13 protein-coding genes and 1 other RNA gene (1 of these 14 cut by a window edge) are annotated in these 15616 nt (G+C 40.0%); 7 read left to right on the top strand and 7 right to left on the bottom strand.

Translation table 11 applies throughout. The annotated features are described in order from the left end of the window. Nucleotides 1-181, bottom strand: an RNA gene (gene rnpB, locus B4G94_RS10245) — RNase P RNA component class A (it extends 156 nt beyond the left edge of the window). Nucleotides 182-339: 158 nt separating this feature from the next. Here rnpB and B4G94_RS10250 point away from each other — a divergent pair. Next, nucleotides 340-1389 (top strand): helix-turn-helix transcriptional regulator, encoded by a 1050-nt coding sequence (locus B4G94_RS10250; RefSeq protein ID WP_286858708.1) that lies wholly within the window; start codon nt 340-342, stop codon nt 1387-1389. A 113-nt stretch (nt 1390-1502) separates the two neighbouring features. Here the strand turns inward: B4G94_RS10250 and B4G94_RS10255 are convergent, their stop codons facing one another. From B4G94_RS10255 to argS, 3 genes are read right to left on the bottom strand one after another with little or no spacing between them, the layout of a single operon-like run. Next, nucleotides 1503-2696, bottom strand: a complete 1194-nt coding sequence (locus tag B4G94_RS10255; protein WP_286858709.1) for an NAD(P)/FAD-dependent oxidoreductase — start codon at nt 2694-2696, stop codon at nt 1503-1505. A gap of 9 nt (nt 2697-2705) precedes the next feature. Continuing rightward, nucleotides 2706-3782, bottom strand: a complete 1077-nt coding sequence (locus tag B4G94_RS10260; RefSeq protein WP_286858711.1) for an oxidoreductase — start codon at nt 3780-3782, stop codon at nt 2706-2708. Between the two features lie 4 nt (nt 3783-3786). After that, entirely contained in the window at nt 3787-5571 is a 1785-nt protein-coding gene (gene argS / locus B4G94_RS10265; protein ID WP_286858712.1) for an arginine--tRNA ligase, read from the bottom strand. Between the two features lie 108 nt (nt 5572-5679). Between argS and B4G94_RS10270 the strand changes: the two genes are divergently transcribed. Beyond that, a complete protein-coding gene (locus tag B4G94_RS10270; RefSeq protein WP_104380843.1) occupies nt 5680-7071 on the top strand; it encodes an arginine decarboxylase in 1392 nt (463 codons plus the stop codon). 45 nt (nt 7072-7116) lie between these two features. Here B4G94_RS10270 and B4G94_RS10275 read toward each other — a convergent pair whose 3' ends face one another. Then, complete coding sequence (locus tag B4G94_RS10275) at nt 7117-7623, bottom strand: thioredoxin family protein (protein WP_286858714.1); 507 nt, start codon at nt 7621-7623, stop codon at nt 7117-7119. 368 nt (nt 7624-7991) lie between these two features. Between B4G94_RS10275 and B4G94_RS10280 the strand changes: the two genes are divergently transcribed. Genes B4G94_RS10280 through B4G94_RS10290 form a run of 3 tightly spaced genes read left to right on the top strand, consistent with a single transcriptional unit; the run spans nt 7992 to nt 11839 of the window. After that, on the top strand, nt 7992-9569 hold the full coding sequence (locus B4G94_RS10280) for a glycerol-3-phosphate dehydrogenase/oxidase (protein ID WP_165308293.1): 1578 nt from the start codon (nt 7992-7994) through the stop codon (nt 9567-9569). A 26-nt stretch (nt 9570-9595) separates the two neighbouring features. Continuing rightward, on the top strand, nt 9596-11095 hold the full coding sequence (gene glpK, locus B4G94_RS10285) for a glycerol kinase GlpK (RefSeq protein WP_108633018.1): 1500 nt from the start codon (nt 9596-9598) through the stop codon (nt 11093-11095). A 9-nt stretch (nt 11096-11104) separates the two neighbouring features. After that, nucleotides 11105-11839, top strand: coding sequence for an MIP/aquaporin family protein (locus tag B4G94_RS10290; RefSeq protein ID WP_108633017.1), 735 nt, complete (start codon nt 11105-11107; stop codon nt 11837-11839). Between the two features lie 45 nt (nt 11840-11884). Here the strand turns inward: B4G94_RS10290 and B4G94_RS10295 are convergent, their stop codons facing one another. Both B4G94_RS10295 and B4G94_RS10300 read right to left on the bottom strand, forming a co-directional pair. Then, nucleotides 11885-12844, bottom strand: a complete 960-nt coding sequence (locus B4G94_RS10295; RefSeq protein WP_108633016.1) for a GNAT family N-acetyltransferase — start codon at nt 12842-12844, stop codon at nt 11885-11887. Nucleotides 12845-12849: 5 nt separating this feature from the next. Continuing rightward, nucleotides 12850-13683 carry a 1-acyl-sn-glycerol-3-phosphate acyltransferase gene (locus B4G94_RS10300; RefSeq protein WP_286858717.1) on the bottom strand — a complete coding sequence of 278 codons (834 nt, stop codon included), beginning with the start codon at nt 13681-13683 and terminating at the stop codon, nt 12850-12852. Between the two features lie 245 nt (nt 13684-13928). Between B4G94_RS10300 and B4G94_RS10305 the strand changes: the two genes are divergently transcribed. Both B4G94_RS10305 and B4G94_RS10310 read left to right on the top strand, forming a co-directional pair. Beyond that, nucleotides 13929-14591 (top strand): CBS domain-containing protein, encoded by a 663-nt coding sequence (locus B4G94_RS10305; protein ID WP_121123996.1) that lies wholly within the window; start codon nt 13929-13931, stop codon nt 14589-14591. Between the two features lie 50 nt (nt 14592-14641). Further along, nucleotides 14642-15526 (top strand): NAD kinase, encoded by an 885-nt coding sequence (locus tag B4G94_RS10310; protein ID WP_108633013.1) that lies wholly within the window; start codon nt 14642-14644, stop codon nt 15524-15526. Nucleotides 15527-15616 lie beyond the last annotated feature (90 nt).

Raw genomic sequence — 15616 nt, forward strand, 5'->3', positions numbered from 1 at the left:
ACCATACAAGACCGTAAGCTCTTACCTTACGTTTTCACCCTTACTCCGAAAAGCGGTATATTTTCTGTGGCACTTTCTGTCTGCTATTTTGATAGCATCCTTCCCGTTAGGAAGCGTGTCGCTCTATGTTGCCCGGACTTTCCTCTCCTCCCGAAAGAGCAGCGATAGAACCAGTTTGCTTCTCCGCAAAAGTAGCTATTTTACTTGGATAAACAGCGAATTTCCTTAAAAATTCAATGCTGCTCCTTTAACGCGTTGAAGACGGTTAAAATTTACGCAGTCCCTTTGCGTAGATAATATAAAGTTTGTATTTTCATCTAAACTTCCATCAGTAAACATATGGCATTAAATAAACTCGCACTTATCCGTTACAAAACAATAGACAGCTGTCTGCGTCTAAGACATCGTAAATGGACTTTAGAAGACTTAATGGAAAAGGTTTCCGATGCACTTTATGAATTTGAAGGAATCAAAAACGGTATAAGCAAACGAACTATTCAGGGCGACATACAGTTGATGAGAAGCAATAAATTGGGATATAATGCCCCCATTATTGTCACACATCGCAAATTTTACACCTACGAAGACCCAAAATACAGTATCAGCAACTCACCTATCTCTGTTGGAGATATGCAAAAAATGAAGGAAGCTGTAGAGGTTTTAAAACATGTCAGCGGTTTTTCAAGCTTCGACGAAATGAGTGATATAGTCGCACGCCTTGAGGACAGTATACACACTAAAAAAGACAATCAACCCGCAATTATCCAAATGGAGAGTAACAATCTTTTGAAGGGGCTATCATTTATTAGTCCCCTCCATCAGGCCATTCGTGAAAAAACACCACTTCTCATCAGTTACCAGTCTTTCAAAGCAACGCAACGGCAGGACCTCATTTTCTCACCCTATCTCTTAAAAGAATACCGTAACCGGTGGTTTCTGATTGGCCACCATAAAAAAAGCGAGGGTTTGATGACACTTGCGTTGGACCGAATTAATACAATTGAGGAGATGGGTAAAAATTCATACATCGCCTATACAGGAATAGATTTTGAACGATACTTTTCCGATACCATAGGAGTTACTAAAACACAAAAAGATCGTGGCCAACGTGTGATACTAGAGATCAACGCCAGAAATGCGCCTTATGTAGAAACCAAACCGATACATCCCTCTCAGCAGATTTTAGACAAAAAGGAGGACGGATCAGTCTTAATCCGTATAGATGTTGTCCTGAATTTTGAATTGGAGCGGGAAATTTTAGGATTTGGCGAAGCGATCAAAGTATTGACTCCGCGCAATTTACAAAGCCGGATAAGACAACGTTTAACTGCGGCAGCTCAATTATATCTTGATCGGTCGGAAAAGCCAACTGATACCGCACAGAATTAGCACGCTTTTAATCGTCTTTCCTAAAAATCTGTATGTAACGGTATTGAGCTATGATCGTTCCGCAGTTCACCTTCAGGACATTTCCCCGGTAAGCCGGCTATTTATCTTGGGTGCTAAATAGCTTGCGCAATCACATAACCACTTGCCCAGGCCCATTGGAAATTATAGCCACCAAGCCAACCTGTAACATCGACAGTCTCACCTCCAAAATAAAGACCGGGTATTTTCTTGGATTCTAATGTCTTGCCGCGCAATTCCGCTGTGGAAACACCACCACGCATCACCTCGGCTTTATCATATCCCTTATCACCTGCAGGTTTGACCTTAAAACGATGAACCGTATCAACAATCAACTTAGCGTCAGCTTTGCTCAGGGATGCTATTTTGATATCTAATGCAAGTAATTTGCCCAGCGCATCCACCAACTTTCGACTAAAATAGTCATTCAGCAGTTGTGAAACAAGCCTCTTTCCCCCGACTTGGCGCTCTTGTTTGATAAGATTATCTAAATTAAAATTAGGCAGCAGATCAAGGATAATTTCCTGCCCCGGCCGCCAATAACTTGATATCTGAAGAATTGCCGGGCCACTTAATCCCCAGTGCGTAAACAGAATATTCTCTTCAAAAGACATCCCCGCAACAGATACTTTGGAGAACACGGAGTTCCCGGACAACGAACTATACCAATCTGCATCTTTTCCCGTGATTGTCAAAGGAACCAATGCAGGAGCCGTAGCGACAAGCTCCAAGCCAAACTGTTTTGCAATACGTAATCCAAAATCAGATGCGCCCAGCTTCTGAACCGGGAGCCCCCCCGAAGCAATCACCAGCTTTTTAGCTTTATACAGATGCTCTCCTTTCGGACTTTCTACATGAACCGTAAACCCATCAGCATTCTTTTCCACCGATTTCACGAGCGTGCTGAGCGCTATATCCTGTTCAGTTTCATAAAGAATCTTCGAAAATACCGCAACGATATCTTTCGCTTTATTCGTTGCTGGAAACAATTGCCCTAAAGTCTTTTCTTGCCCTTTAATACCGTATGCTTCAAAAAAATCAATGGTATCTTCGACTGTCCATTGCTTAAATATGCCGTGCAAAAAATCCGGGTTTTCAGAGATAAAATTAGCAATTGTAGTTCCGGTATTTGTGTAATTGCATCTTCCGCCACCTGAAATCAGGATCTTGGCTCCCACTTTATCATTGCGTTCCAACAGCAATGTTTTCTTTCCCAACAGTCCAGCTTGTGCCGCACACATTAAACCACAGGCACCACCGCCAATGATAATCGCATCGTATGTATTCACAGTCTTATATTAATAAGCAATCAATTGATCTTCTGTAGAAATGACCCGTCTTTCCGATTGACTCTGATAACCAAGTTCGATGATACGAATCACATCTCGAGCCTGTTCCGGCGAAGCTATTAAGGTGGCTTGACCTAAAATAGTATCCGCAACATTTTGATAAAAGTCAGGATAAGAACCTTTTTCTGATACAATAATTTCTTCCACATCTTTACCTTCTTCAACAATGTTCAGTTTACCATAGATATTGGGCTCCTCTTCGCCCCAATTGGGGTCCTCATCAGGGAACTTACCGTCCCGCAATAATGCTTCTTGGGGGTCAACCCCATTTTTTACAAAATTTCCGTTCATACCAAAGAGGCGATATCGTGGAGTCGGTTCTTTCGCAAGCATTGATCCTTTGAGTGAAACTCTCAAATTATCGTAGTACAAAATACAGTCAAAATTATCAATGGTCTTTGCGTTATCCCGTTGTATCGCAAGGTCTGCAAATATGGCATTCGGTTTTCCAAACAATTGCAAAGCCTGGTCGATAAGATGCGGACCCAAATCGTAAAATATACCTGATCCGGGCAAATTCTCTTCACGCCATGCATTGGGTCTCAAATAATTCCGAAAACGGTCAAATCTTGATTCCAGATTTACGATCCGTCCCAATCGGCCACCTTTTATAATTTTCTCTACCGTTCGATAATCCGAAGTAAATCTCAGATTATGATAGGGAGCAAGCACCAAATTCTTTTCTCTGGCGAGCGCAATCAACTCATCTGCCTGTTCTACCGTATTTGTAAACGGTTTTTCAACAACGACATGTTTTCCAGCCTCCAACGCACGTTTTGCCATTGGATAATGCATATCGTTAGAGGTAGCAATCACGACCAGTTCGATGGTTTCATCAGCAAAAATTTCATCAGCGGACAGTGCAGTCTCCGCTTGCGGAAAGCGCTCTTTCAATAGCGCCTGTTGCTCAGCCTTGCGCGCGGTAACCTTTACAAGTTCCAGTGCCACGACAGAACGCATTACAGGAGCATGAAAAACCTGTCCTGAAATACCAAAGCCTATAAGGCCAACACGAATCTTCCTCATATCGTTACATTCTCTCCGGCACACATATACCCAACAACCCCATTCCTTTGGCGATAATTTTCGCTGCTGCCGCCGATAGATGTAATCTAAAATTCTTTACATCGTTGGCTTCGGCCTTTAATATACTCTCTTCGTGATAAAATTTATTATATAACTTGGCAACCTCGTAAACGTAATTGGCCAATTGCGCTGGACTAAATTCCTGTGCAGATGCCTCAATAGTTTCCGGAAAGGCACCCAACTGCTGAATCAGATCACGCTCATAAGATGAAATTGAAGGAAGTACCGATACCGGACTATTCGCATCAAATTCAGCCTTACTCAAAACAGATTTGATGCGCGCATGTGTATATTGGATAAAAGGTCCGGTATGACCTTGAAAATCTACCGATTCGTTTGGATCAAACAATAGACGTTTCTTTGGGTCTACTTTTAATAAGAAGTATTTCAACGCCCCCATCCCGATGGTGTTATAAAGTGCAGCCTTGGCATCTTCAGCCAAACCTTCGGTTTTCCCAAGTTCTTCCGTACGTTCCTGTGCTGTTTTAAGCATTTCGGCCATCAAGTCGTCGGCATCCACAACCGTTCCCTCACGTGACTTCATTTTACCGGAAGGTAAATCAACCATGCCATAAGATAAGTGGAACAAACCATCCGCCCATGATTTACCCAGTTTTTTGAGGATCAAAAACAAGACCTTGAAATGGTAATCCTGCTCATTACCGACAACATAAATGGATTCACTCATTTTGAACTCATCATATTTAAGCTGTGCAGTACCCAAATCCTGTGTAATATAGACTGAAGTACCATCCCCACGGAGAACCAATTTTTGGTCTAATCCTTCGTCTGTCAGATCTATCCAGACCGAATTGTCTTCTTTCTTAAAGAAAACGCCTTTGTCCAGTCCCTCCTGAATAATATCTTTACCCAAAAGATAGGTGTCGGATTCGTAATAATATTTATCAAAGTCTACCCCCAACTGTTTATAGGTTTTTTCAAAACCGGCATAGACCCAACTATTCATAGTTTTCCAAAGCCTGATTACCTCTTCGTCTCCTGCCTCCCATTTTTGAAGCATAGACTGAGCCTCTTTCATCAATGGCGCATTCTTTTTCGCCTCATCTTCGGATTGCCCCTCGGCTTTCAGCAACTCTATTTCTTTTTTATACTCCTTGTCAAAAACGACATAATACTTACCGACAAGGTGATCACCCTTCATGCCTGTGGATTCCGGCGTCTCCCCCGCACCAAATTTCTGCCAGGCCAACATGGACTTACAAATATGGATACCACGATCGTTCACCAAATTGGCTTTGATGACTTCATAACCATAGGCTTTGAGAATTTCAGCAACAGAATACCCTAATAGATTATTTCGGATGTGCCCCAGATGTAAAGGCTTATTCGTATTCGGCGAAGAATATTCCACCATCAACTTCTTTCCATTAGCTGGAAAGATGCCAAAATCTCTGGCAACAATCGTATTGTTCAATAAGGAAACCCAGTAGTCATCAGAAAGCACGATATTCAAAAAGCCTTTTATTACGTTGAAGTCTGAGATTTCAGTAATATGCTGCTGTAAATAGGTACCGATTGCTGCTCCGGTCTGCTCCGGAGACAATTTTGAGAAGCGCGTTACTGGAAAAGTTACGATCGTAATCTGCCCTTCAAACTCCTTTCGGGTCGCTTGTAAAGCTATCTGATGTTCTAAAATATCTGCATTGTAAAGCGCTTTAACAGCCTGTACTGTGACTTCAACAAGTCGCCTTTGAATAGAATTTGCCATTTAATGATTTTGTAAATTTTACAACTTCCTGATAGTGAACTGGAAATAAATAACATTCCTTATTTAGGTATTCACCATTAAAGTATATCTTTGCAAAAATAATAAAAAATGCAGAGCTATCAGGAATTTCTTGACTTAAGTGTTGGTTTTCCCCAGGACGGATTCGAAATCATCGACGACGAATTGTATTTCCACGATTTGAATTTAATGGAAATGATAGAAACGTACGGTACGCCGTTACGTTTTACCTATTTGCCTATCGTCAGCAAAAAAATTCAACAAGCGAAAATCCTTTTTCAGACCGCAATTCTGAAACACAACTATCGCGGATCTTACAAATACTGTTATTGTACTAAATCTTCCCATTTCAAGCACATTGTAGAAGAAGCCTTGAAAAATGATATCCACCTTGAAACTTCATCTGCGTTTGACATGCCGATGATCGATTCATTGGAAAGACAAGGTACCGTAACAAAAGACATTACAGTCATCTGTAATGGATTCAAAACCTATCAGTACAAACAGTATATTGTTGATATGATCCATGATGGTTATACAAACATTATTCCTGTCTTGGACAATAAGGAGGAATTCAATCTCTATGATGATGAGATTGAATTAGACGAACCATGTGCTTTGGGGATCCGGGTCGCTTCAGAGGAGCAGCCAGATTCTCAATTTTACACCTCCAGATTGGGCATTCGCCAAGAAGATGTCATCGACTTTTACAATAATAAGATTGTTGACAATCCAAATTTTAAGGTGAAGCTACTTCATTTTTTTATTAATTCGGGTATATCAGACACACCGTATTACTGGAATGAGTTGGAGAAATACGTCACGCTCTATTGTAAATTCAAAAAAATAAATCCTGATTTAGACACTTTGGATATTGGTGGTGGCATGCCTTTTAAGGATTCATTGGTACATGATTTCGATTATGAATATATGGTCAATGAAATTGTCAACAGGATCAAACAGATTTGCGCGCACCATGAAGTCATGGAGCCGGATATCATTACTGAATTTGGCAAATATACAGTAGCTGAAGCGTCAGGAATTCTTTATAAAGTTCTGGGACGTAAGCAACAAAATGATCGCGAACGTTGGTTTATGATTGACGGGTCTTTCATCACCAACTTACCGGACGTTTGGGCTTTAAACCAAAAATACATTTTATTACCAATCAACAATTGGGATTCGGAATATGAACGTGTGAACTTAGGTGGGATCACCTGTGATGGCCAGGATTATTACAATCAGGAAGCACACATGAACTCTGTATTTATGCCTAAAACACGTAAAGTACAATACCTAGGATTCTTCCACACCGGAGCTTATCAAGATGTATTGAGTGGATACGGTGGAATTCATCATTGTCTGCTTCCTTCGCCTAAACATGTATTGGTACGAAGAAATAGAGATGAAACTTTCAATTATGAAGTCTTTGGGGAGGAACAAAATTCCAAACAGGTCATGAAATTATTGGGCTACCAATAAAAATAAAAAATTATAAAAAAATCCTGTCAGTTGACAGGATTTTTTTTATTTAGCCACCCAGGCATTGAAAAATTTCAATACTTTTTCTTCGTCATAGCTTTTATCCTTTTCCAGACTGCCACTTTCCTGTACATGAAGTGTCTTTCCGTTTATATCCAATACAATAAAAAATGGATATCCTAACTTTCCACCCTCAGGTGCATACTTCTGAAAAACCATCTCATTCTTGTTTTCTTTCGAATAATTTAGGTGATAATAGAGAAAACGACTTTTTAACAATTTGTCTATGCTTGCCGTTTTATGGATATAATCATTAAATCGCAGACACCATACACACCAATTCCCACCGGCCTGAATAATGACATTCTTCTTTTCCTTCTTGGCCAATTTCAATAAGCTATCAATGTCTTTCTGTGCATCAGCCTCGTGATGATATGGCTTGGAAAGTTCCGATTGAATCTTCGGGGCTTCCTGCGCAAAGGCAATTGAATGCGGCAATTGGACACCCATTAATACCCCCATTCCTAAAAACAACAATTTAATCCTTCTCATTATTCAACAAATTATTAATGATTTAAAATTACAAAATCATTTTCCCAAACCAAAACATAAGCCTATTATAATGGTTAAACATTATATCGTTCTTTTCGAAAAAAGGCAAGCGACATATATAGGGCCATAGTAACAATGTTACCTTAATTATTTTTAAAATTTTCACAAAAAACACCGGTGGTAACGAACTATTTAAAACACTAAAAATATAGATATCAAAACAAAACAAAAGAAAATAAAACACAAAATGTTTTTAAATAATTTCAACAAATTCCTTTAAAATCTCATAAATATACTATAACTTAGTACTAATCGGCTAAAACGATTCATACTAAGGGATATAACCTCAGGACCAAAAACGAAACAAAATGAAACAAAAAGAATTCAAAAGGTCAAGATTAATAGAAAGAATAAAAGACACAAGTGAGTGGGATGTTATTGTGATAGGAGGTGGAGCTAGTGGCTTAGGTGTGGCACTGGATGCACTTAGTAGAGGATTCAAAACGATATTATTGGAACAAGTCGATTTTGCAAAAGGTACATCCAGCAAAGCAACAAAGCTTGTCCATGGCGGTGTACGTTACCTCGCCCAAGGAGACATCTCCTTAGTCAGAGAAGCACTTCATGAAAGGGGGCTTTTACAGCAAAACGCACCTCATCTAGTTAAAAATCAATCTTTTATAATTCCTAATTACAGTTGGTTTGACGGTCCTTTCTACACTATCGGCATGAAAATATACGATTTCCTAGCGGGCAAACTAAGTCTAGGAAAATCCATACATATCAATAAGGAGGAAACACAACGAAGAATCAGTACAGTTAGGACAAAGGGGCTCTATGGCGGCGTTGTTTACCAGGATGGTCAATTTGACGACTCAAGACTCGCGGTCAATGTGGCACAGACCTGTATTCAAATGGGTGGTGTAGCATTGAACTATATACGCGTAACCAACCTTACCAAAAATAACGCAGGCCAAGTAAATGGTGTTATTGCACAAGATACTGACACTGGAGAAGTTTTCACAATCCAAGGCAAAGCTATCATCAATGCTACGGGAATTTTTGTCGATGATATTCTAAAAATGGATAAACCCGAAGCCAAACAGATGGTAAGGCCAAGTCAAGGTGTCCATCTTGTTTTTGACAAATCCTTCCTCCCCGGTGACGATGCGATCATGATCCCTAAAACGGACGATGGCCGGGTGCTCTTTCTTGTTCCATGGCACAATCGGGTTATTGCAGGAACCACAGATACACCTATTGACGAACATAGTCTTGAACCTGTAGCGCTCGAACAAGAAATCGACTTCATCTTAAAAACTGCTGGACGCTATCTCACCAAGCAGCCCACCCGTCAAGATGCACTTGCTGTATTTGCCGGTCTTCGACCCCTCGCGGCTCCAACCGGGAATTCCAACAAAACCAAAGAAATTTCCCGAAGCCACAAAGTTATTGTCAGCGATTCAAAATTACTGACGCTAACTGGAGGAAAATGGACTACCTTTCGCAGAATGGGACAAGATACAGTCGATAAAGCAATTAAAATTGGCTGTTTACCCAAAAAGGAAAGCAACTCAGCGACACAAAAGATTTATAGCGCCATCCCTACAACCGACAGAAGCAACCACATGTATATTTATGGCGCTGACCAGGAAGCGATACATGCGCTCGCGCAAGAAAATCCTGTCTGGAATGAAAAAATAGTGGATCATCTAGAATTTAAAAAAGCAGAAGTGGTGTGGGCTGTTCGCAATGAATTGGCACAAACGGTAGAAGACGTACTTTCACGTCGTGTACGTATTCTATTTCTCGATGCCAGAGCAGCCATTGCCGCAGCTCCTGAAGTCGCTAAAATAATCGCTCAAGAATTAGGCAAAGACGAGAACTGGCAAAAAAATCAGATCGAAAACTTCGAGAAAGTTGCAAAAAATTATATCTTAAACTAATATAAAATAACCAGCAGTAATCAATTATGGAACAACAATACATCTTGGCCATGGATCAGGGTACAACGAGCTCCAGAGCCATCATTTTTGATAAAGAAAGAAATATCGTTTCAATTGCACAAAAAGAATTCACACAAATCTTCCCAAAACCGGGATGGGTGGAACATGACCCACATGAAATCTGGTCCACGCAAGCCGGTGTCACCGCCGAAGCAACAACAAAGGCCGGACTGAATGGCAAAAACATCGCCGCCATCGGAATAACCAATCAACGGGAAACTATTGTTGTATGGGAAAAGGAAAGCGGCAAACCGATCTACAATGCCATTGTATGGCAAGATAAACGTACTGCGGATTATTGTGATGAACTCCGTCAATCGGGCAAACATGAAATGATCCAGAAAAAAACGGGGCTTATCCTGGATCCTTATTTTTCGGCAACGAAAATAAAATGGATTCTTGACCATGTCGATGGCGCAAGAGAAAAAGCCCAAAATGGTGAGCTGATCTGCGGCACTATTGACACCTGGCTGGTATGGAATCTTACACGCGGAGATGTTCACATTACCGATGTGACCAATGCTTCACGTACACTTCTGTTCAATATCCATACCATGGACTGGGATGCCGAGCTTCTTGAATTATTTGATATCCCCGCCTCCATGCTACCTCAGGTGAAGGAAAGTAGTGAAATATATGGTGAGTCCAGAACAACAATCTTCGCACATAAAGTCAAAATTGCCGGAATTGCCGGGGATCAACAAGCAGCACTTTTTGGTCAACAATGCATTGAAAAAGGCATGGTAAAAAACACCTATGGCACAGGATGTTTCATGTTAATGAATATTGGCAATAAGCCAATTATGTCAAAAAACAACCTACTGACAACCGTAGCCTGGAAGATTAACGGAAAAACTGAATATGCCTTAGAAGGAAGTATATTTATAGGCGGCGCGCTGGTTCAATGGCTACGGGATAATCTTAATATTATTTACAAATCCGCGGATATTGAACAGTTGGCACTCTCCGAAAAAGATAACGGTGGAGTAACCTTTATTCCCACTTTCGCGGGGCTGGGCGCGCCCTACTGGAACGCTAGGGCACAAGGCACGATATTCGGACTAACACGAGCAACGACAAACGGGCATATTGCCAGAGCTTCACTGGAAGCTATTTCACTCCAAACCAGTGATGTTTTAAAGGCCATGGAAGCTGACAGCGGAATACCGATCAAGGAACTTCGTGTGGATGGCGGAGCAACGGCAAATAATCTTCTGATGCAGATTCAGGCCAACGTACTGAACAGCAATGTCATTAGACCTAAAATCACTGAAACAACAGCTCTGGGAGCAGCTTACCTGGCAGGATTGGCAGTTGGCTTTTGGAAGGACGAACAAGAACTTTCAAAATTCTGGGCGCAAGACCGTCTTTTTGAACCCGAAAAAGAACAAGAAGAACAAACCCAGCAAATTATTAAGCAATGGACCAAAGGTGTTAAAGCATTACAATTCTGGACAGAAAACTAACCAATACTTATGAACCATTATTTAGCAGAATTTATCGGCACCACACTCCTTCTACTTCTTGGTAACGGTGTTGTTGCGAATGTGATCTTAAAAGGAACAAAAGGAGAAAACAGCGGCTGGATCGTTATCACTACCGGATGGGCTTTAGCCGTATACATCGGAGTCGTATTCGCAGGCCCTTACACAGGCGCTCACTTAAACCCGGCAGTGACAATCGCCATGGCACTTCATAAAGCGCTACCCTGGACAGAAGTACCGGGCTATATTCTTGCCCAAATTGCGGGCGGTTTTTGTGGAGCATTGCTAACTTACATTATACACAAAGATCATTTTGATGCCACAGCCGACCCTACCACAAAACTAGGTGTTTTCGCTACGATCCCAAACATCCGAAATACCGCGACGAATCTAGCGAGTGAAATCATCGGGACTTTCGTCTTAATTTTTGTCATCTTTTTTATCACCGGACAAGATGTGACCATCAATGGAAAGACTGAACCTATTGGAATGGGCTCATTAGGTGCCATACCTGTTGCTTTTTTGGTTTGGGCTATTGGATTATCATTAGGCGGAACAACAGGTTACGCAATTAACCCTGCAAGGGATTTGGGTCCCCGTCTATTCCACGCAATCTGGCCAATTAAAGGAAAAGGAGATTCGGATTGGTCGTATGCATGGATTCCCATTATAGGACCTATCACCGGAGCGGTGCTAGCGTTTGTTGTCTATATTTTAATAAAATAAATAAAGTATAAAATAACAAAGGGATTCNNGAATCCCTTTGTTATTTTATACCCGTTTGGGTTTTCGGCAACCATATTCACGGTCCCGCTCAAAAGTATTCATGTGTCGTTCCTTTTTTACTGGATAAACATCTTCAATAACAATCAATATCCCTTTCTCTTCTACTGTACCGAACTCATCATTTCGGGCAGTGCCAAAAGACTTCATCGTTGGAGATAAGTTCATGTAAGTATTGATTAAGGGTGGAATGTTTTCACCTAATGCCCTGACATGACTATTTAATATTTTATACCCTTCCTTATAATCCAATCCGTCAAAAACACCCACAAAACGATCATAGTCATTTTTAATTTCAAGGTCAGGAAGTGGAACAACCAATTTATCATGATCTGGAAAATAGTAATCCATAAAGTAAAGCAGCATATCTCTAGCATCCTTATTATAATGCGGATACATCGTTACTTTTCCAAAAAGGTACTTAATTTCAGGGTTCAGCATAACCAAAGCGCCCAAACCATCCCATAAATTGTCTAGCGAAAAAATCCCCTTTCTATTATCAATTGCCGGCTGGTACCTAGGCTGCACGAACGATCGGCCCAGTTCAATTGTATACGGTAAATAATCTTTTGTAAACTGGTCAGAAAACTGAAAATAATGAGCTGTAGATAAATTGGGAATACCGTTTGACTCTCCTGCTTCGGCACATTTAATCACGCGATATCCCGCAACAACTTCTTCATCTTCAGGATTCCAAGCGATCAATTGATCATAGCAGTCTTCGCATGTATCGTTTTCATCAATATCGATGGAAAGCCCTGTACCTCCTCCTGCGCCACGGAACGTCAACTCTCGTAACCGACCGATCTCACGCATCACATTTGGTGAGTTATGATAGTTGATTAAGTATATCTCGTTATTTCCATTGTTGGTATAGCGTAAAAAAACCTCCTTATTCAATTCGGCTTTCAATAATTCTCTATCAACTGGAGGTATAATTTCTTGCATAAATTCTATTTTTCTTGAGCTAATCCATAAACCCTTCTTTTCACTTCTTCAGCCCAAGTCTTTTCGTTTTTTGATTGATCAAACGCTGTATAAGGGATTCTCTTTCCTACTATAATGTTAACGGTATGCCCGCGCTGGGCAAACATTTCATCGGGTAAATATAACATTTCAATGTTTACCTTAAGACCTATTTTTTGTCTAAGCCTTGCAAAATTATAAAAAAACTTAGAGTTTTTGCCGTCAATCAGTACCGGAATGATATCTTTTTTATATTTTTTCGCTTTACTAATAAAACTTTTTTTCCATTCCAGGTCTTCAATACGCCCATCTTTCTGCTTTCTAGAAACTAGCCCCGCGGGAAATACAAGCAAGGCATCATCCGCACCGTAAGCTTCCTCAATTGCCGAAATGGCTTGTTTACCCTGACTCCCTAATTTATTCACCCCCACAAATAAAGGCCTCAGATTACCTATATTCAACAAGATATCATTGACCAAAAATTTCACGTCCCGGCGATGCTTTCCGATCGCATGCATAAATGCAATACCATCCAATCCACCCAGAGGATGGTTAGATGCAAAAATTACCGAATCAGACACCGGAATATTTTCTGCGCCGTATAAGTTCACTTTTACCCCCAGATCATTGATTAACGCGTCGACAAAGTCCAGCCCTTGCAAATCGGCAAAGCGTGTCATGATATCATTGATTTCATCCTCATGGATCGTTTTCTTCAGATAGTTCAGCAGGAAAGATGGAATCCATTTTGCTAGTCCAGCATTTTTTTTGTGAATAACTTCGCGTATATCAATAAATTTTTTATTCTCACTCGTAATCATCAATCTTATTTTTCTGACTAAAAATACCTACTTACCCTATTTAAGCATATATCAAATTGCTGACAAAAATACTAACAGAATGCTAATAAAAGTACAATTTTAAACATTAAAATTGTACTTATTTGCAATAATGTGATTACTTACTTTTATTTTATCCATTAAACTCAAAAAAGCCACTGTTTCTTGAAGGAATCTGATCTGTAAAAATTTCCCTTTCACATCATTTTTTTTTATTAAGTTTGGGTATGTTAATAGGACAATTTCTTTCAAACGCAGATTTCAGCATTCAAAAGGCTGATTCAATACAGCAGGCATTAGAAAAACTACAGGACATGCTTTGTAAAGAATTGGTTGTTTTAAATGGAGATGAATATATTGGATTCGTCAACGAGTCAATTTTATTGGATGCCGACAATGAAGAAGCTCCTATTTCCGCCATTAAAATTAATACGGCGCCAATACAGCTTAAATTTAACCAACATCCCTATGATGGCCTGGTCATGATGACTGTATATAATAGTTCATTGGTGCCTATTTTGGACCAGGATAACAAATATGTCGGTGTTTCTACACAATTAGATATTTTAAAAGCAATTTCATTGATCCAATCTCAAAATGAATCCGGAGCTATTATTGTCCTATCAATTGGATTACATGACTTTTCATTATCTCAAATTGCGCACCTGGTAGAAAGTGACAACTGTAGAATCCTCAATTGCGCTACAAAAATAAATCTCGAAAGCGACTCGATTGAAGTTACGTTAAAAGTAGATAAATCCAATATCAATGCATTGCTTAATTCATTCTTAAGACATAATTATATAATTATGGAGACACACAATACTGTTGCCGCATTTGATGACACAGCCGAACGGTATCAGCAGCTTATGAATTACATCAACATTTAATTAGTTAAGATTAGTTTTTTTCTCATCTTTGCCCCATAAATTCAAAAAATATGAGAATTGCGATATATGGACGAGAGTTTCAACCCTCCGTTATAGCACATGTGAAGCACTTATTTAAATACCTCGTTAGTAAAAACGTTGATATTTGGGTTTACGCCCCCTTTTATAAGTTCTTGACAACGCAGTTTGAATGTGATTTTAATTTCCCTACTTACCATACATACGAGGAAATTAAAAACAGTGCAGATCTTATGCTCAGTTTAGGTGGCGATGGAACGATGTTGTCCGCCGTATCACTCATTAGAGACTCTGGGATTCCCATTGCAGGAATTAATTTTGGACGTTTGGGCTTTTTGGCCTCCATTAATAAAAATGATTTCGAACATGCAATAGATGATATATTAAACAATCGTTACGATATCCAAAAACGCGTTCTTCTTTCCGTAGAGTCTGAACAGATCAATTTGTTCCAGGGCAATCATTATGCGCTCAATGATATTACGGTATTTCGTTATGACAGCTCTGCCATGATCACAGTCAATGCACGAATTAACGGTGAACTGCTCAATTCCTATTGGGCGGATGGCCTGATTATCGCCACCCCTACTGGTTCTACAGCCTATTCACTGAGCTGTGGAGGCCCGATCATTATGCCCGAAAGTGGAAATTTTGTCATTACACCGATTTCACCACATAACCTTAATGTCAGACCAATCGTTATTTCAAATCAATTCACGCTTGAACTTGAAATTGAGAGCCGAAGCAATCAATACATACTCAGCTGCGACTCAAAAAACGAGTCTATTGACACCTCTGTCAAACTGACAATCAAACAAGCCCCATTTACGATTAATCTGATTCGTCTTCCGCACGAAAGCTTTTTTAGCACATTAAGAGAAAAGCTGCTCTGGGGTATCGATGTCAGAAACTATTAATCTTTATTATATTGTACTTCTGAATTTCCAATTAAAAATCGATATTTGGAACAAATAAGCATAGATAAGGTACATAAGGTATCTATAATG

This window comes from Sphingobacterium sp. UBA7625, assembly GCF_002484085.1.
Classification (GTDB): Bacteria; Bacteroidota; Bacteroidia; order Sphingobacteriales; family Sphingobacteriaceae; genus Sphingobacterium; species Sphingobacterium athyrii.